Annotated in this window: 14 protein-coding genes, 2 tRNA genes, 2 rRNA genes and 1 pseudogene (1 of these 19 only partly in view); 12 read left to right on the top strand and 7 right to left on the bottom strand. The window is 65.0% G+C overall.

Annotated features, from left to right (window positions below; all coding sequences use genetic code 11):
• Together BZF57_RS21620 and BZF57_RS09490 are read left to right on the top strand one after the other, a co-directional pair.
• A pseudogene (locus tag BZF57_RS21620) lies at positions 1 to 106 on the top strand (single-stranded DNA-binding protein); the annotation flags it as partial.
• A 41-nt stretch (positions 107 to 147) separates the two neighbouring features.
• Complete coding sequence (locus tag BZF57_RS09490) at positions 148 to 378, top strand: hypothetical protein (RefSeq protein ID WP_143738439.1); 231 nt, start codon at positions 148 to 150, stop codon at positions 376 to 378.
• Between the two features lie 162 nt (positions 379 to 540).
• On the opposite strand, the gene BZF57_RS09485 is transcribed toward BZF57_RS09490, so the two are convergent.
• Genes BZF57_RS09485 through BZF57_RS09475 form a run of 3 tightly spaced genes read right to left on the bottom strand, consistent with a single transcriptional unit; the run spans position 541 to position 2,333 of the window.
• Positions 541 to 1,239 (bottom strand): DUF2490 domain-containing protein, encoded by a 699-nt coding sequence (locus BZF57_RS09485; protein ID WP_086737029.1) that lies wholly within the window; start codon positions 1,237 to 1,239, stop codon positions 541 to 543.
• A 36-nt stretch (positions 1,240 to 1,275) separates the two neighbouring features.
• Complete coding sequence (locus tag BZF57_RS09480) at positions 1,276 to 1,809, bottom strand: YceD family protein (protein WP_086737027.1); 534 nt, start codon at positions 1,807 to 1,809, stop codon at positions 1,276 to 1,278.
• Positions 1,806 to 2,333 carry a ubiquinol-cytochrome C chaperone family protein gene (locus tag BZF57_RS09475; protein ID WP_086737024.1) on the bottom strand — a complete coding sequence of 176 codons (528 nt, stop codon included), beginning with the start codon at positions 2,331 to 2,333 and terminating at the stop codon, positions 1,806 to 1,808. The genes BZF57_RS09480 and BZF57_RS09475 overlap by 4 nt, the downstream gene beginning before the upstream one ends.
• A gap of 256 nt (positions 2,334 to 2,589) precedes the next feature.
• Between BZF57_RS09475 and BZF57_RS09470 the strand changes: the two genes are divergently transcribed.
• The 5 genes from BZF57_RS09470 to BZF57_RS09450 are packed head-to-tail and all read left to right on the top strand — an operon-like array spanning position 2,590 to position 6,572.
• Positions 2,590 to 3,075 carry an outer membrane protein assembly factor BamE gene (locus tag BZF57_RS09470; protein WP_240505923.1) on the top strand — a complete coding sequence of 162 codons (486 nt, stop codon included), beginning with the start codon at positions 2,590 to 2,592 and terminating at the stop codon, positions 3,073 to 3,075.
• Between the two features lie 47 nt (positions 3,076 to 3,122).
• The gene (gene hslV / locus BZF57_RS09465) at positions 3,123 to 3,680 is read left to right on the top strand and encodes an ATP-dependent protease subunit HslV (protein ID WP_086737020.1); all 558 of its coding nucleotides are present in this window, start codon (positions 3,123 to 3,125) and stop codon (positions 3,678 to 3,680) included.
• Positions 3,681 to 3,736: 56 nt separating this feature from the next.
• Positions 3,737 to 4,840, top strand: coding sequence for an acyltransferase family protein (locus tag BZF57_RS09460; RefSeq protein WP_086737018.1), 1,104 nt, complete (start codon positions 3,737 to 3,739; stop codon positions 4,838 to 4,840).
• Positions 4,837 to 6,153 carry an ATP-dependent protease ATPase subunit HslU gene (hslU, locus tag BZF57_RS09455; RefSeq protein ID WP_086737016.1) on the top strand — a complete coding sequence of 439 codons (1,317 nt, stop codon included), beginning with the start codon at positions 4,837 to 4,839 and terminating at the stop codon, positions 6,151 to 6,153. The genes BZF57_RS09460 and hslU overlap by 4 nt, the downstream gene beginning before the upstream one ends.
• Positions 6,150 to 6,572: an ACT domain-containing protein gene (locus tag BZF57_RS09450; RefSeq protein ID WP_240505922.1), complete on the top strand. Its 423-nt coding sequence runs from the start codon at positions 6,150 to 6,152 to the stop codon at positions 6,570 to 6,572. The genes hslU and BZF57_RS09450 overlap by 4 nt, the downstream gene beginning before the upstream one ends.
• Before the next feature lie 85 nt (positions 6,573 to 6,657).
• Here BZF57_RS09450 and BZF57_RS09445 read toward each other — a convergent pair whose 3' ends face one another.
• Positions 6,658 to 8,616 carry a S9 family peptidase gene (locus tag BZF57_RS09445; protein WP_086737014.1) on the bottom strand — a complete coding sequence of 653 codons (1,959 nt, stop codon included), beginning with the start codon at positions 8,614 to 8,616 and terminating at the stop codon, positions 6,658 to 6,660.
• 175 nt (positions 8,617 to 8,791) lie between these two features.
• Between BZF57_RS09445 and BZF57_RS09440 the strand changes: the two genes are divergently transcribed.
• A complete protein-coding gene (locus BZF57_RS09440; RefSeq protein WP_086737012.1) occupies positions 8,792 to 9,190 on the top strand; it encodes a GFA family protein in 399 nt (132 codons plus the stop codon).
• A 5-nt stretch (positions 9,191 to 9,195) separates the two neighbouring features.
• On the opposite strand, the gene BZF57_RS09435 is transcribed toward BZF57_RS09440, so the two are convergent.
• Positions 9,196 to 11,049, bottom strand: a complete 1,854-nt coding sequence (locus BZF57_RS09435) for an ABCB family ABC transporter ATP-binding protein/permease (protein ID WP_086737010.1) — start codon at positions 11,047 to 11,049, stop codon at positions 9,196 to 9,198.
• A 47-nt stretch (positions 11,050 to 11,096) separates the two neighbouring features.
• Positions 11,097 to 12,074: a retroviral-like aspartic protease family protein gene (locus BZF57_RS09430; protein WP_086737008.1), complete on the bottom strand. Its 978-nt coding sequence runs from the start codon at positions 12,072 to 12,074 to the stop codon at positions 11,097 to 11,099.
• A 752-nt stretch (positions 12,075 to 12,826) separates the two neighbouring features.
• On the opposite strand from BZF57_RS09430, the gene BZF57_RS09425 reads away from it, so the two are divergent.
• The 3 genes from BZF57_RS09425 to BZF57_RS09415 all read left to right on the top strand — a co-directional run bounded on the left by BZF57_RS09425 (position 12,827) and on the right by BZF57_RS09415 (position 14,666).
• Positions 12,827 to 14,311, top strand: a 16S ribosomal RNA gene (locus BZF57_RS09425).
• 193 nt (positions 14,312 to 14,504) lie between these two features.
• Positions 14,505 to 14,581, top strand: a tRNA-Ile gene (locus BZF57_RS09420).
• A 9-nt stretch (positions 14,582 to 14,590) separates the two neighbouring features.
• Positions 14,591 to 14,666: transfer RNA gene (locus BZF57_RS09415), tRNA-Ala, on the top strand.
• Here BZF57_RS09415 and BZF57_RS21100 read toward each other — a convergent pair.
• Positions 14,632 to 14,799, bottom strand: a complete 168-nt coding sequence (locus BZF57_RS21100; RefSeq protein WP_156076246.1) for a hypothetical protein — start codon at positions 14,797 to 14,799, stop codon at positions 14,632 to 14,634. The genes BZF57_RS09415 and BZF57_RS21100 overlap by 35 nt on opposite strands.
• Before the next feature lie 146 nt (positions 14,800 to 14,945).
• On the opposite strand from BZF57_RS21100, the gene BZF57_RS09410 reads away from it, so the two are divergent.
• A 23S ribosomal RNA gene (locus BZF57_RS09410) occupies positions 14,946 to 15,652 on the top strand; it runs 2,081 nt beyond the window's last position.
• Together the 16S and 23S rRNA genes with 2 tRNA genes alongside form the textbook arrangement of a ribosomal RNA operon.

Genomic DNA, 15,652 nt, shown 5'->3' with positions numbered 1-15,652 from the left:
CGGCGGTGGCGGCTGGGATCAGGGCGGCGGCTCGGGCGGCGGCTTCGGCGGCGGCGCACCGGCAGGCGGCGGCTACGACGATCTCGACGACGACATCCCGTTCTGACCTGCTGCGGCGCGGGCTGAACGCGAGCGGACAGGCGTTCGATGGGCCGCGCTAGACCCTATCTTATCGCAGCCGCACCCGCGGTGCTTTCGCTCGCGCTGGCGCGGATCGCCCCGGCTGACGGCTTGCGCGTTCCCGGCAGCGACGGGGTCTGCTGTATCGAGCCCGGTTACCACTTCGCCGCGCGGGTGATCGGCGAGCTGTCGCCGCTGATCGTGGCGGCCTGCGCGCTGTGGATGCTCGCGATCTGGTGGCGCAGCCGGCCCCGGTGATTGCGCCAAAGGGGATCGCAAGCAGTCCTTGCGCAGACCCCCGCTTGACCCCTGCCAGACCCCCTCCAGACCCCTTTCAGCGCGGTCTTGCCCCGCTCTCGCGCGCGTTTGCGCTGGTCTGGCGCGGCGGTTTCACGTGAAACATCGCCTTGCCGGGGCGTCTCAGAAGGTCATGAACAGGTTGACGTTGGCCGTGTGGTCGATCCGGTCGGGGCCATCGCGCCAGACCCGCTGGTTGAGGTAGCCGGGCACCAGCTCCACGCCCTTGGCGAGCGGGATCGTGACGCCTGCGAAATTGCGCCACACGCTCAGTCCCGCGCGCTGGCCGGGGCCTTCATCGAGGCCGAAGAAGGGCTCGGTGTAGAAGGATAACTTATTGTTTTCGCTGACGGGAATGCGCAGCTGCACGAATTGCCGCAACCGCCACGCGGTGCCCTCGCGGCCCTCGAAGGTGCGCTGTTCGAGCCGGGTGCGGCTGTCGAGCGTGACGCCCTCCTCATCCACCAGCCTTAGCGCAAGCTCCTGATAATAGCGGTGTTCCTTGAGCTTTACCGGTCCCTCGGGATCGGTCAGGACGAAGGCATAGCCCGCCCCGATGCTGGCACCCTCCGACAGCCTGTAGGCCACCAGCGAGCGCAGCAGGAGCTGGCCCAAGCGCTGGGAATCATTGGTGAAACGCTCCTGCGCCTCGAGCCGAACGAAGACCTTGTCACTCGTGTTGAGGGTGACGAACTGGCCGAGCCAGACATTGCCGTCCTCCTCGGCCGCATGGGTCGGGGTGGAGATCGCGACGAGGGTGAGGAGCGGGGTGAAGCGCAGCAAGGCATGGGTTCCGGCGGCAGGAGCGTCGGATTTTCCCATGCAGGACAGGGATTTAACAGAAGGGTCGGGACGCCCTCAGGACTTTTTCAGAGCGCTCAGCAGATCGGCGAGCGGGCCCAGCTGCTCGCCTTCCTGCACGATCCCCGCCGCCGCGCGCGCGGCATCGGCGTTCGGCCCTTCGGCGTAGGGATCGATCGCAAGGCCGAGCGTCTGCGCCACCGCCTCGCCGAGGTCGAACATGTCGCCCGCATATTCGATCTCGTCGCAATCGTCGGCTTCGAGCTCGATCTCTTCGTCGGGCGTGGCCGGCCGCTGGTTTTCCTCGACAAATCTGAGGTCGACCGCCTCGTCGATGGTGACGGGGAAGTCCTCGCCCGAGACCGCACAGGGTTGCAGAATCGCCGCATGCAGCCGCCCCGTCGCCCGGATCGCACGGGGGCGGGGTTCGAGCGACACCTCGGCCCGCAGGCTCTCGACCGCACCGAGGCCGAAGCGCAAAGCGAGCGCGGCGCGCTCCTCCGGCGAGGCCTCGATCACCACCGCGCCGGCGGGCAGGGGCCGCGCCTTGATCATGCGCGAAAGCTCGGACGGGGGCATGGGCGCGCTCACCAGATCGCGCTCGCTTTCAGCATTTCGGCATCGGAAAAGCGGCCAAGTCTCTGGAAAAGCTTCATCAATCGCTCGGCCACGGCCCGGGACGAGGCGGCCTCGTCGGCCCCTTCGGCGAAGGTGACATTGCGCGCGATAGCGGCGGTGAGCTTTTCGAGGTCGCCTGCATTCAGCGCCCCGCGATAGGCCCCGAGCCTGCCGCCGAGCACGCTCATCAGCTTGCCGATGCGCTTGCCGACGACCACGTCATTGACCCCGAATTCCCGCAGCTGCCCGTCCATGTCCTCGACGAACAACTCGGCCAGCAGGGCGCTTTCGGCGCGCATGTCCGAGGCCTCGACACGGACCATGACGGCGCTCAGCACCGCGCAGATCATGTCGAACCGGCCCGCGATCGAATCCGCCACGCCGCACTCGGTGTAGTAGGCGGAATCGCGCGCCAGCTCGATCACGCGGTGCCACAGCGGGCGCACGCCTTCGCGCGGGTCCGGGGCGGTGCCGAGCAGGCGGGAGAGGAAGGACATCGGGCAGGGGCCTTTCGTGACCGGGCAGGTATCGGGGCAAGAGCGCAGCCTTGCGCCCCGCATTCGCTACGACAACGCACGAGCCGCGGATGCGTTCAACCGGGGTTCAACCCCGTTGCTCCACCGCCGCGACATATGGTGCGTTGCCAGCGCGCCGCTAGCCCCTTAAAGCACCTCGCCCAAGGGACAAGAGCGCGCATCGCGCGGCACGAGACGGGACGGACACGGTTTGGCGCAAATGGAACAGGCAGGCGCGATGACACAGAGCAAGCGCATGGTGCGCGGTGCGGCGCTGCTGCTGGCAGCGGCGGCGGTGCTGCCGGGCTGCACCTCGATCCGCGAATCGCGCGGCTACATCGTCGATCCGACGCTGACCTCGCTGGTGCAGCCGAAGATCGACAACCAGCAGTCGGTCGAAGGCACGCTGGGCCGCCCGACCTTCGTCAGCCAGTTCGGCACGCCGACGTGGTATTACGTCTCGAGCATCACCGGCCAGCGCCCGTTCAACCGCCCGCGCATCCGCGACCACTCGGTGCTTGCGGTGACCTTCGACGCCAATGGCCGCGTCAGCGAAGTCACCCGCAGCGGGGTGGATAAGGTGGTCTATCTCGATCCCAACGGCGACAAGACGCCGGTGCTGGGCCGCGAGCGCAGCTTCCTCGAAGACCTGTTCGGCAATATCGGCCAGGTCGGCGGAGCGGGCGTGGGCGGTGCGCCGGGCGGCGGGCCGAACGGCCAGTAACCTGCGGGCAACTTGAACCCCTGCCGGCCCGCTCCATATTGGCGGACATGAGCAGCGATTCCAACGCACATGGCCTCGTGCAGTGGCACGGCACCACCATCATCGGCGTCCGCCGCGGCGGCACCACTGTCATCGCGGGTGACGGTCAGGTCTCCATGGGCAACACCGTGATGAAGCCCAACGCGCGCAAGGTGCGCCGCATCGGGGATGGCTCGGTCATCGCCGGATTCGCGGGCGCGACTGCCGATGCCTTTACCCTGTTCGAGCGGCTGGAGAAGAAGCTCGAGCAGTATTCCGGCCAGCTGATGCGCGCGAGCGTGGAACTCGCCAAGGACTGGCGGACCGACAAGTATCTGCGCAACCTCGAGGCGCTGATGATCGTCGCCGACAAGGACACGCTGCTGGTGCTGACCGGCAATGGCGACGTGCTCGAGCCGATCGGCGATATCGCCGCGATCGGATCGGGCGGCAATTTCGCCCTCGCCGCCGCCCGCGCACTCGCGGATTACGAGCAGGACGCCGAGACAATCGCGCGCAAAGCGATGGCGGTCGCGGCTGAAATCTGCGTCTTCACCAACGGCAATTTGACGGTCGAGACGGTTTAGCCCTATCCCTGCCCTGCCGCGCGAGAGACGCGGATTATGGGGCAAGTATCGGGGTAATGACGCAGGAACCGGCGTCCGCGGCGCGCAAGATCGTCGCGATCCAGCTGTTGCGCGCGGGCGCCGCACTGACGGTGGCGGCCGTGCATCTGGCTTTCGCCTTCGCCGACCATCTCGGGGCCGGGCTCGGGATCGGCAGCACGTGGGATGGCGCGCGCGAGGGGCAGGCGGCGGTGATGCTGTTCTTCATCATCTCGGGCTACGTCATGGTCGAGGCCGCCCGCGGCCGTTTCGGCACGCCCGGCGCCAGAGGCGAGTTCTGGCGGCGCCGCTTCATCCGCATCATGCCGCCCTACTGGATCGCGACCCTGCTCCTGGCCGGGGTGCTGGTGGTGATCTTCCGCCGGCCGGTCGACGCGGGGCAGGTGGCAAGGTCGCTCGCGCTGGTCCCCGAATGGCCGACCGATGGCCGGCTGCGGCCGCTGCTGTTCCTGTGGGTGGGCTGGACGCTGATCTACGAGATGGCGTTCTATTTCGTCTTCGGCCTGTTCCTGCCGCTGCCGCGCGGGCGGGCGATCATGGCGGTGAGCGGTGTGCTGGCTCTGGTGATCGCGGCCGGAACCCGGGTGCCGCCCGCCGATCCGCTGCTCTTCGCGGTCACCCGGCCGCTGCCGGTGATGTTCGTGGCGGGCATGGGGCTCGCGCTGTGGCGCGGGCAGGGCGGTGCGGTGCCGGTCTGGCTGCGCTGGGCGATGCTGGCGGCGCTCGTCCCGGCGGTGCTGGTGGTGGGCGAGCCTGCCGAATACACCGCGAGCGACTGGCATTACCTGCTGTGGGCGGGGCTGCCTGCGCTGCTGATCGCGGGCGGGGTGCTGGGCGGTCCGCTCTCCTTGCCGCGTCCGGAGTGGATCAACCGCGCCGGCGATGCGAGCTATGCGCTCTACCTGTTGCACCTGCCGGTGGCGTGGTTCTGGCTGTGGTTCTGGGGGCGCCTGCCGTTCTTCGATCCGGGCCCGTGGGACTATCTCGCCAGCGCCCTTGCGGCGAGCATCGCGGCGAGCTGGCTGTTCCACACCCGCATCGAGCGTCCGATGCTGCTGGCCTTGAACCGCCGCTTTGCCGCGCCACATAGCGGGGAGGAACTGCACAGAAAGACCCCATGACCACCTCTTCCCCCGTACAGGCGCTGACCCCCAAGGCGATCGTCGCCGCGCTCGACGAGCACATCATCGGACAGGCCGACGCCAAGCGCGCCGTCGCAGTGGCGCTGCGCAACCGCTGGCGCCGCCAGCGCTTGGGCAGCGACCTGCGCGACGAGGTCACGCCCAAGAACATCCTGATGATCGGCCCGACGGGCTGCGGGAAGACCGAGATCAGCCGGCGCCTCGCCAAGCTCGCCGAAGCCCCCTTCATCAAGGTCGAGGCGACCAAGTTCACCGAAGTCGGCTATGTCGGCCGCGATGTCGAACAGATCGCCCGCGACCTCGTCGAAGAGGCGATCCGGCTCGAGAAGGAACGCCGCCGCGAAAAGGTGCGCGAGGCGGCGAGCGAGGCGGCGATGGACCGCCTGCTGACCGCGCTCGTGGGTGACAATGCCTCCGAAGCCACCCGCGAAAGCTTCCGCCAGCGTATCGTCCAGAACGCGATGAACGATGTCGAGGTCGAGATCGAGGTGCGCGATACCCCCGCCGCCGGGTTCGACATGGGCAACATGGGCGGGCAGATCGGGATGATCGACCTCTCGGACATGATGGGCAAGGCGCTCGGCCGCAAGAACACCCGCCGCCAGAAGCTGCGCGTGCCCGATGCGTGGGACAAGCTGGTCGACGAGGAAGCCGACAAGCGCCTCGACCAGGACGATGTCGCACGCGCGGCGCTTTTGAACGCCGAGACAAACGGAATCGTCTTCCTCGACGAGATCGACAAGATCGCGGTCAGCGACGTGCGCGGCGGCAGCGTCAGCCGCGAGGGCGTGCAGCGCGATCTGTTGCCCCTGATCGAAGGGACCACGGTCGCGACCAAGTATGGCCCGATGAAGACCGACCACGTGCTGTTCATCGCCAGCGGCGCGTTCCATGTCGCCAAGCCTTCGGACATGCTTCCCGAATTGCAGGGCCGCCTGCCCATCCGCGTCGAGCTGCGCGCGCTGACCGAGGCGGATTTCGTGCGCATCCTCTCCGAGACCCGGGCGAACCTCGTGGCGCAGTACAAGGCGCTGCTGGGGACCGAGCAGGTGACGCTGGAGTTCAAGGACGATGCCGTCCACGCCATCGCCCGGATCGCAGCGCAGGTGAACGCCACCGTGGAGAACATCGGCGCGCGGCGTTTGCAGACCGTGATGGAGCGGCTGCTCGAGGACATCAGCTTCGAGGCCGAGGATCACGTCGGCGAGACGATAACGATCGACGCGGCCTACGTGGAGGCGCGCCTCGCCGGGCTGGCGGGGAACACCGACCTCTCCAAGTATATCCTGTGACCGGACGCGTGCCCGTCGGTGACCTTGCGGGGATGCTGGCGGGCATGGACCCGGTGCTCGACGCGCGGCGCTGGGCCTTCGTGCTGGTCGAGGGCGCAGTGCCCGACAATGCCTTCGCGCTGATCCGCGAGGACGAGGGCACCACGGCGATCATCCCCGCAGACACCGGCGATTTCGCGCGCATCACCCTGATGGTCCACTCCGCGCTCGATGGCGTGGGGCTGACCGCTGCGGTCGCGGGCGCGCTCGCGGGGCGGGGGATCGCCTGCAATGTCGTGGCGGGCTTCCACCACGATCACCTGTTCGTGCCGTGGGCGCGGGGCGAGGAGGCGCTGGAAGTGCTGCGGGGTTTGGCGGCGGCAAACCCGCCCTCCTCTTCAGAGGAGGGTCGCGAGACTTACGGAGCGAAGCGGAGTTAGTCGCAGCGGGGTGGTGCCCTGGCCTGCTCGCTTCACTCGCCACCACCCCCAACCCCCTCCTCTGAAGAGGAGGGGGCTCTACGGGTCACTCCCCCAGCAGGTACTTCTTCCAGAAAACCAGCTGCGCGAGGAAGGCGTAATCGGCGTTGGCCTTCTTGCGGAAGCCGTGGCCTTCGTCGGCGGCGACGAGGTGCCACGCCTGCCCGCCGTTCTTGCGGATCGCGGCGACCATCTGGTCGGCCTCCGACTTGGGCACGCGCGGGTCGTTGGCGCCGGTGATGACGAACATCGGCTTGGTGATCTCGTTCACGCGGGTCAGCGGGCTGATCTCGGTCAGCTTGGCGCGCTGGGCGGGGATGCGCTCGTCGCCATACTCCACCCGCCGCAGGTCCTGGCGGTAGGGGTTGGTGTTCTCGAGAAAGCTGACGAAGTTGCTGATCGCGACGATGCAGGTGGTCGCCGTCAGCTTGTCCTTGAGCTGCACCGCGGCCGCATAGCACATGTAGCCGCCGTAGGAGCCGCCGGTCAGCCCGACCTTGGCCGGGTCCACCGCCGGATCGGCGCGCACCGCGTCGATCAGCGCGGCCATGTCCTTGACCGAATCCTCGCGCTTGAAGGGGCCGTTGTCGAGGCTGACGAAGCGCTTGCCGTAACCGGTCGAGCCGCGGACGTTGGGGAAGAAGATCCCGACGCCCAGTTCGTTGAGGTAGTAGTTGTCGCTCCCCATGAAGCCCGCGGTGCTCTGCCCTTCGGGGCCGCCGTGGACGTCGACGATCAGCGGGCGCTTGCCCGGGAACTTGGCGGGATCGGGCAGGTAGAGCAGACCCGAGACCTCGAGCCCGTCGAAGCTCTTGGTGGTGACGATGCGCGGCTCGACATTGACCGAAGGGTCGAGCCCGCCGGTCTCGCTCTGCGTCCAGCGGGTGAGCTGCATGGTCTTGGGGTCAAGGCTCCAGACGTCCGAGGCGCTCTTGGCGCTGGAGAAGGAGAAACCGATCTCGCCCCATGGCGCGAAGGAAAGGCCGCCGATCTGGCCGGCGGGCAGGGCATCAACCGTGGTCACCTTGCCGCTCGCGACGTCGAGGATGCGCATCCGGTCCGAGCCAGCCTCGTTGACCTCGTAGACGATGGTCTTGCCGTCATCCGACAGGTCGAAACCGTCGACGTCCCACTTTTCGCGGCTGACAGGGGTGAACTTGCCGGTCGCGGGATCGAGCGTGCCGAGGCGCTGGAAGTCCGAGCCCGCGTCGGTCGTCACCCACAAGGTGCCGTCGGGCGCGATCTCCATGCTGCCATAGGCGACCTTCGCCTTGGGATCGCCGATGGGGGTGAGGGCGCCGGTCGCCAGATCGAGGCGGTAGAGATCGGCATCCTCGACCGAACGGTAATCGGCAAGATAGGCGACCTTGTTGTCGGGCGAGAAGCCCGCGATCGCCCAGCCGCCGCCCTTGCTTTCGTAGATCAGCCGGGTCGAGGCGGGATCGCGCGGGTCCATGACATAGAGGTCGGAATCGATGCCGTTGCGGCGGGTCGAGCTGAAGCCGATCAGCGCGCCGTCATGGCTCCACGCGTTGAGCTGGTTGCGGCTCTTGCCGTCGGTAAGCAGGGTGAGGCGGCCGTCCTTGAGGGTGTGGAGCTGGAAATACTCGTCGCCGCCCTTGTCCTTGCTGACGACGATGACGTCGCCTTTGGTCGGGGCATAGGAGCCGCGCACGGCCTCGGCCTCGAAGCTGATCTGGGTGCGCGCGCCCAGCGGCATGGCGACGCGGTGCAGCTGGCTGACATTGGCGAAGCGGGTGTTGATGAGCACCGCGCGGGTGTTGGGATCCCATCCGGCAAAGCCCGCACCGCGCGATTCGAGATAGGGGCGCACGTCGTCCACCAGCGCGAGCGGGATCGCGGGCATCTCCTCGGCGGTGAGGGCGGCGGGAACCGGCACGGTCGGGGCGGGCGCGGGCGCTGGGGCGGCGGGCGCGGCCTCCTGCGCGGCAAGCGGCATGGCGGTGGCGGCGAGCAGCGCGCCGAGCGTGAAGGAACGAATCATCCTTTTGGTCCCCTTGGTGATGGCTACTCCTGCGCGAGGCCCCGCGCAGGTGGCGGCGACGGCCTCCAGTGGGGCCATTGCCTGACAGGAAGCGCGAGCCTAGCTTCGCCTTGCCGCCAAGCCAAGCGGGCCAAGTGTCCACCCTGGCTGGCCTTGCAAGGGAAGGAACCTGCCGATGCCCACGGGTCGCTGCCATTGCGGCGCTTGCGTCTACGCCTTCGAGAGCGAGGCCGTGCGCGCCTCGGTCTGCCACTGTGCCGATTGCCAGCGCTGCGCCGGAGCGCACGGTGTGGCGTGGCTGGCGGTGCCGAGCGGGGCTTTCCGGCTGGTCCAGGGGGAGACGGCTATTTACCGCTCCTCGCCCGGGACCGAGCGGCACTTCTGCGGCGTCTGCGGAACGGGGCTCCATTACATCAACGAGGATGTGCTGCCCGGCATCGTCGACGTGCAGATCGCGACCCTCGACGATCCTGACGCCTTCCCGCCCGAGGCTTTGATCCAGATGGCCGACGCGCCCGCGTGGGTTGCAACGCTGCACGAGCTCCCGAAGTTCGACCGCTTCCCGCCCGGCTGAGGGGCTTACTCGGCCGCCTCGGCCTCGATGTCATCCTCGCGCCGCTCGCTCGCCTGACGTGCCCACATCTCGGCATAGAGCCCGCCGTGCGCGAGCAGAGCGGTGTGATCGCCGCTCTCCACCAGCCGCCCGTGATCGAGCACGAGGATGTTGTCGGCGTCCGCAATGGTCGAGAGGCGGTGGGCGATGGCGATGGTGGTGCGGCCCTTGGCGATCCGGCGCAGCGTAGCGAGGATCTCCTGCTCGGTGCGGGTGTCCAATGCGCTGGTTGCCTCGTCGAGCAGCAGGATCGGCGGGTTCTTGACTAGCGTCCGCGCGATGGCGACGCGCTGCTTCTCCTCGCCTGAGAGCTTCAATCCGCGCTCGCCCACCATGGTGGCGAAGCGATCCGGCAGCCGCTCGATCAGCGGGGTGAGTGCGGCGTCGCGTGCGGCCTGTTCGACCATCGCCTGATCCGCGCCCTCAGCGCCGTAAGCGATATTGTAGGCGAGGTCCTCGTTGAACAGCACCGAATCCTGCGGGACGATCCCGATCGCGGCGCGCACCGATTCCTGCGTGACCTCGGCAATGTCCTCGCCCCCCACCAGCACGCGGCCGGAAAGCGGATCGTAGAAGCGGAACAGCAGACGCCCGATGGTGCTCTTGCCCGCGCCCGAGGGGCCGACGATGGCGGTCGTCGATCCGGCGGGCACTTCGAAGCTGAGGCCGTTGAGGATCGTGCGGCCCGGATCATAGCCGAAGGTGACGTTGTCGAAGACGACCGTTGGCCGCTTCACGATCAGCGCCGGGGCGCCGGGCTTGTCCTTCACTTCGATATCGGTGTCGATCAGGCGGAACATCTCGGCCATGTCGATGAGCCCCTGGCGGATGGTGCGATAGACCCAGCCAAGCACGTCCAAGGGGCGGAACAGCTGGATCAGGTAGGTGTTCACCAGCACCAGATCGCCGACCGTGAGCGTGCCCTTGCTCCAGCCCCACACCGTATAGGCCATCGCCGCGGCGACCAGCGCATTGGTGATCAGCGCCTGCGCCATGTTGAGCAGGCCGACCGAGTTCTCGGACTTGATCGCCGCCTCGGCATAGGCGCGCGCAGCGTTGCTGTAGCGCGCTTCCTCGCGGTGCTCGGCGCCGAAGTACTTCACCGTCTCGTAGTTGAGCAGCGAATCCACCGCGCGGTGCAACGCCTTGCCGTCGAGATCGTTCATCTCGCGCCGCAGCTTGGTGCGCCATTCGGTGATCGCGCGGGTGACATAGACATAGGCGACCACGGTGACGGCGGTGGCCGCGACCAGCTCGATCCCGAAGTTGATGTAGAAGATGACGCCGACCGCGATCAGCTCGATGATCGTCGGCGCGATGTTGAAGAGGAGGAAGTAGAGCATCTGGTCGATGCTCTTGGTCCCGCGCTCGATGATCTTGGTGACCTCGCCGGTGCGCCGCGCGAGGTGGAACCGCAAGGACAGGCGGTGCAGGCGGTGGAACACGTCCTCGGCCAGATGCAGCGTCGCGATCTGGCCGACGCGCTCGAAGGCGATGTTCCTGAGGTTGTCGAAGGCGACCGAGGTGAAGCGCCCCAACGCATAGGCCGCGACCAGCGCGAATGCGACCGTCGCGCCATCGCGCGCCTGTCCCGACATGGCGTCGACCGCACCCTTGTAGGCGAAGGGCAGGGCGAGCGTGACCGCCTTGGCCGCCAGCACCAGCGCCATCGCGATCACGATGCGGGTGCGAAGACCGGGGTTATCCTTCGGCCAGAGATAGGGCAGGAAGCGCTTGAGCGTCGGCCAGCTCTCCGCGTCGCGCGCGCGAGTCTTCTTATGGGAGGGATCGGCGGCGGGCGTGGCTGTCTCGGGCGGCATGGGCTCCCATGTGGGCGCACCCCCGCCATCCCGCAAGGACGGGCGGCCTAGAACCGCGGAGAGTAAGAGCCCCCGCGTTTCGCCTCGCGCATCGCCCGGGCGACATCGGCGGGCACGTCGAACATGATCCGCTGCCGCCCGAAATCGATCGCCACCCGGTCGAACAGCGCGAGGTGCTGCATTCCGATCGAGAGCACCGGCTGGTCGTGCAGCCCCAGCGCCTCGAAAGCCGGAGTGTCGGCGAAGGTCAGCGGGACATCGTTGAGCGAGAGCCCCTCGATCGTGAGCGAGCGAACGAAGGCGAGCTGGCCGACAATGTCGACCCCGTTGACGTCGGTGGTGACGACATCATGCGCGCGCTTGGCCCGCAGCTTCTCCTTCAGCGCCAGATTGCCCAGGCTCGCCTGCGCGCCGGTATCGATGATGACGGTCGCGCGCACGCCCTCGACCAGCGCATCGGTGATCAGCAGCTGGCCGAGCTTGTTACGCGCCCGCACCACGATCTCGAACCCGCCGCGCTTCTCCTTCGCGGTCGCGTCCTCGACCGCGATGGTCTGCTTGCGGAAATCGATGAGGACACGGAAGTCCTGAAGGGCGTCGAGCCCGATGATCCCGTCCGCGCCGACATGCTCGCGCGCCAGCACGGGCGCTTCGAAGTTGGTGTAGCTGTTGGTGCCGAACTCGATCCGCCGGACATCGACCATCTCGACCGTGCGGCGGCTCGCCATGCCGACGAGGGTCGCGGTGCCGGCAGGCGTCAGGCCGGCGGCGGTGCGGATCTCCTGGGTGACGGCGGTCGCCTGGCTGCCGGTGTCGATCATGAAGGCAAAGGGCCCGGCCCCCTCGACCAGCACGGGGAGGGTAAGGCGGCTGTAACGCTCTTCCTCGAGCGAGAGCACCTCGGCGGCCGGATCGACCACGCCATGTGTCGCGGCGGGCGGGGGCACCGCTTCGGGCGAATCAGCAAAGGCCGGCGATGCGGCAGCAACCGCGACACAGGCGGCAAAGGCGAAACGCGCAGGCATGGCAAGTCTCCCACGCGGCAGGAGCTATCGACTCCTGTCCGGCAGGGGCGATCCTACCACCATATGAAAGGGCTCCCAACACGCAGGTCGAATCACGGGGGAGGGGTGAATCGGGGCGTGAATCGGGATTCGCGGGGTGAATCGCGGCAAAGCAGGGGCGGGAAGGGGGCAAACCGGGGTGGAGGCACCCCGAAAGGCCGATTCAGAGGGGTGATTCACCCGGATTCGGGGGCCCGCATGGGGCATTTGCCGGGGTCTGGAGGTCCGAAAACGGGGCCAATGTAGGGAAAAAATGGCGGAATTCTGCGGTTCTTGCGCGGCTCTGAAATAAAATTGCAAAAAGGCGTTGACCGAATCAGGAAGCGCTCATAGATGGGCTCCACCGACGCGGCGCTGACGGCTTCCACCGCCACCGCAACAACGCTTCGGTCGCCAACAAATTCGGATAGCCGGTCCCCCGGTGTAAATCGGGGAACGAAGCGCTGTCCGCTATTACTGTCTGGCGGCTCTTTGACATCGTTGGTTTTTGATGAAGGGACATGTGGGCGACGGCGCCCGGTCCGGGGACCTCAAGGCTCCGGTAACCGGTTAACTCAAGCCGATCGCCACATCCGATCGCAGGCTCCACGCCTGCCCGGATGGCAAGCATGTTCATTCGTATCCATTACGTTTGACAGTGCAGGTATCGGCTCCTTGCAGCTCATGCCATGCTGGTCGATGGGGTTATCCCCATGCCGGTTTGGTGTGTGACACAACTTGAGAGTTTGATCCTGGCTCAGAACGAACGCTGGCGGCATGCCTAACACATGCAAGTCGAACGAGACCTTCGGGTCTAGTGGCGCACGGGTGCGTAACGCGTGGGAACCTGCCTTTAGGTTCGGAATAACTCAGAGAAATTTGAGCTAATACCGGATGATGTCTTCGGACCAAAGATTTATCGCCTTTAGATGGGCCCGCGTTGGATTAGCTAGTTGGTGGGGTAAAGGCCTACCAAGGCGACGATCCATAGCTGGTCTGAGAGGATGATCAGCCACACTGGGACTGAGACACGGCCCAGACTCCTACGGGAGGCAGCAGTGGGGAATATTGGACAATGGGCGAAAGCCTGATCCAGCAATGCCGCGTGAGTGATGAAGGCCTTAGGGTTGTAAAGCTCTTTTACCCGAGATGATAATGACAGTATCGGGAGAATAAGCTCCGGCTAACTCCGTGCCAGCAGCCGCGGTAATACGGAGGGAGCTAGCGTTGTTCGGAATTACTGGGCGTAAAGCGCACGTAGGCGGCTTTTTAAGTCAGGGGTGAAATCCCGGGGCTCAACCCCGGAACTGCCCTTGAAACTGGGAAGCTAGAATCTTGGAGAGGCGAGTGGAATTCCGAGTGTAGAGGTGAAATTCGTAGATATTCGGAAGAACACCAGTGGCGAAGGCGACTCGCTGGACAAGTATTGACGCTGAGGTGCGAAAGCGTGGGGAGCAAACAGGATTAGATACCCTGGTAGTCCACGCCGTAAACGATGATAACTAGCTGTCCGGGTTCATGGAACTTGGGTGGCGCAGCTAACGCATTAAGTTATCCGCCTGGGGAGTACGGTCGCAAGATTAAAACTCAAAGGAATTGACGGGGGCCTGCACAAGCGGTGGAGCATGTGGTTTAATTCGAAGCAACGCGCAGAACCTTACCAGCCTTTGACATCCTAGGACGACTTCTGGAGACAGATTTCTTCCCTTCGGGGACCTAGTGACAGGTGCTGCATGGCTGTCGTCAGCTCGTGTCGTGAGATGTTGGGTTAAGTCCCGCAACGAGCGCAACCCTCGTCCTTAGTTGCCATCATTAAGTTGGGCACTTTAAGGAAACTGCCGGTGATAAGCCGGAGGAAGGTGGGGATGACGTCAAGTCCTCATGGCCCTTACAGGCTGGGCTACACACGTGCTACAATGGCATCCACAGTGGGCAGCTATTCCGCAAGGATGCGCTAATCTCCAAAAGATGTCTCAGTTCGGATTGTCCTCTGCAACTCGAGGGCATGAAGGCGGAATCGCTAGTAATCGCGGATCAGCATGCCGCGGTGAATACGTTCCCAGGCCTTGTACACACCGCCCGTCACACCATGGGAGTTGGATTCACCCGAAGGCAGTGCGCTAACCGCAAGGAGGCAGCTGACCACGGTGGGTTCAGCGACTGGGGTGAAGTCGTAACAAGGTAGCCGTAGGGGAACCTGCGGCTGGATCACCTCCTTTCTAAGGATCTTCGCGAAAGCGCCCGGGCTAGCCTCGGGAAGTGCTTCGCGGTTTCCAAAGAACATTGCCGTCGTCCTCATGTCCTTTCATCAATCGGAATACAGCGCACCGCTGGTGTGCTGTGTGCCTTCGCCGGCTCACGCCCTCGCGGCAGCCTGTTCCCTTGTGGAATGGCAGCCGGTCGCAGTGGAGTGGGCCTGTAGCTCAGTTGGTTAGAGCGCACCCCTGATAAGGGTGAGGTCAGAGGTTCAAATCCTCTCAGGCCCACCATCACCTCAAGGGGCCTTAGCTCAGCTGGGAGAGCGGTTGCTTTGCAAGCATCAGGTCATCGGTTCGATCCCGATAGGCTCCACCAGGCACATCACAAACTTCCGATTGTTGAAACGAAACCAGATCCTGCTTCGGCAGGTCAGGCGATCGTGCTGATTAGTCAGCGTCGCCGATCTTTGACATTGTGAATGGGTTTTTAAATCGATGCCGTGGCGCATGGATTGTAACGCGCAAGCTCTCGAGCTTGTGGCGAGCGATCGTGCATCACAAATCAATCAAATTGATTATCTGGCTGAGATAATTCTCCCACCATCTTCAAGCGACCAGGCTTTTATGCAGGCCTGACGTTGATGGTGTGGATTCTCAAGCGTGAGGTAAGAGCATTTGGTGGATGCCTTGGCATGTACAGGCGAAGAAGGACGTGGCACGCTGCGATAAGCGTCGGGGAGTTGTGAGCAAACTTTGATCCGGCGATTTCCGAATGGGGAAACCCACCTTCACCATTTCTTCCAGTTGGCTTTCGGGCCAGCCGGGCGAGGTGGATAAGGTATCACCGAGCTGAATATATAGGCTTGGTGAAGCGAACCCAGGGAACTGAAACATCTCAGTACCTGGAGGAAAAGACATCAACAGAGATTCCCGTAGTAGTGGCGAGCGAACCGGGACCAGGCCAGTGCCTTCTTTTCAACTAGCAGAACACTCTGGAAAGTGTGACCATAGCGGGTGACAGTCCCGTATGCGAAAGTGATGAAGAAGGACTAGAGTAGGGCGGGACACGTGAAATCCTGTCTGAACATGGGGGGACCACCCTCCAAGCCTAAATACTCGTACATGACCGATAGCGAACACAGTACCGTGAGGGAAAGGTGAAAAGCACCCCGATTAGGGGAGTGAAACAGTACCTGAAACCGGATGCTTACAAGCAGTTGGAGCTCCATAGGGAGTGACAGCGTACCTCTTGCATAATGGGTCAGTGACTTAATCTAGCATGCGAGCTTAAGCCGTTAGGTGTAGGCGAAGCGAAAGCGAGTCTGAATAGGGCGACTGAGTATGTTGGATTAGACCCGAAAC

The organism is Erythrobacter colymbi (assembly GCF_002155685.1).
Lineage (GTDB): Bacteria > Pseudomonadota > Alphaproteobacteria > Sphingomonadales > Sphingomonadaceae > Erythrobacter > Erythrobacter colymbi.
This window is presented reverse-complemented; position numbering and strand designations above follow the sequence as displayed.

Bases quoted from the DNA above. Each gene is read 5' to 3' on its own strand.
- BZF57_RS09475 (WP_086737024.1), bottom strand. From the start codon at position 2,333: ATGTCCTTCCTCTCCCGCCTGCTCGGCACCGCCCCGGACCCGCGCGAA.
- BZF57_RS21100 (WP_156076246.1), bottom strand. From the start codon at position 14,799: ATGCGCCACGGCATCGATTTAAAAACCCATTCACAATGTCAAAGATCG.
- BZF57_RS09485 (WP_086737029.1), bottom strand. From the start codon at position 1,239: ATGGGAAAATCCGACGCTCCTGCCGCCGGAACCCATGCCTTGCTGCGC.
- BZF57_RS09435 (WP_086737010.1), bottom strand. From the start codon at position 11,049: ATGCCGCCCGAGACAGCCACGCCCGCCGCCGATCCCTCCCATAAGAAG.
- BZF57_RS09440 (WP_086737012.1), top strand. From the start codon at position 8,792: ATGCCCACGGGTCGCTGCCATTGCGGCGCTTGCGTCTACGCCTTCGAG.
- BZF57_RS09445 (WP_086737014.1), bottom strand. From the start codon at position 8,616: ATGATTCGTTCCTTCACGCTCGGCGCGCTGCTCGCCGCCACCGCCATG.
- BZF57_RS09470 (WP_240505923.1), top strand. From the start codon at position 2,590: ATGACACAGAGCAAGCGCATGGTGCGCGGTGCGGCGCTGCTGCTGGCA.
- BZF57_RS09430 (WP_086737008.1), bottom strand. From the start codon at position 12,074: ATGCCTGCGCGTTTCGCCTTTGCCGCCTGTGTCGCGGTTGCTGCCGCA.
- BZF57_RS09460 (WP_086737018.1), top strand. From the start codon at position 3,737: ATGACGCAGGAACCGGCGTCCGCGGCGCGCAAGATCGTCGCGATCCAG.
- hslV (WP_086737020.1), top strand. From the start codon at position 3,123: ATGAGCAGCGATTCCAACGCACATGGCCTCGTGCAGTGGCACGGCACC.
- BZF57_RS09490 (WP_143738439.1), top strand. From the start codon at position 148: ATGGGCCGCGCTAGACCCTATCTTATCGCAGCCGCACCCGCGGTGCTT.
- hslU (WP_086737016.1), top strand. From the start codon at position 4,837: ATGACCACCTCTTCCCCCGTACAGGCGCTGACCCCCAAGGCGATCGTC.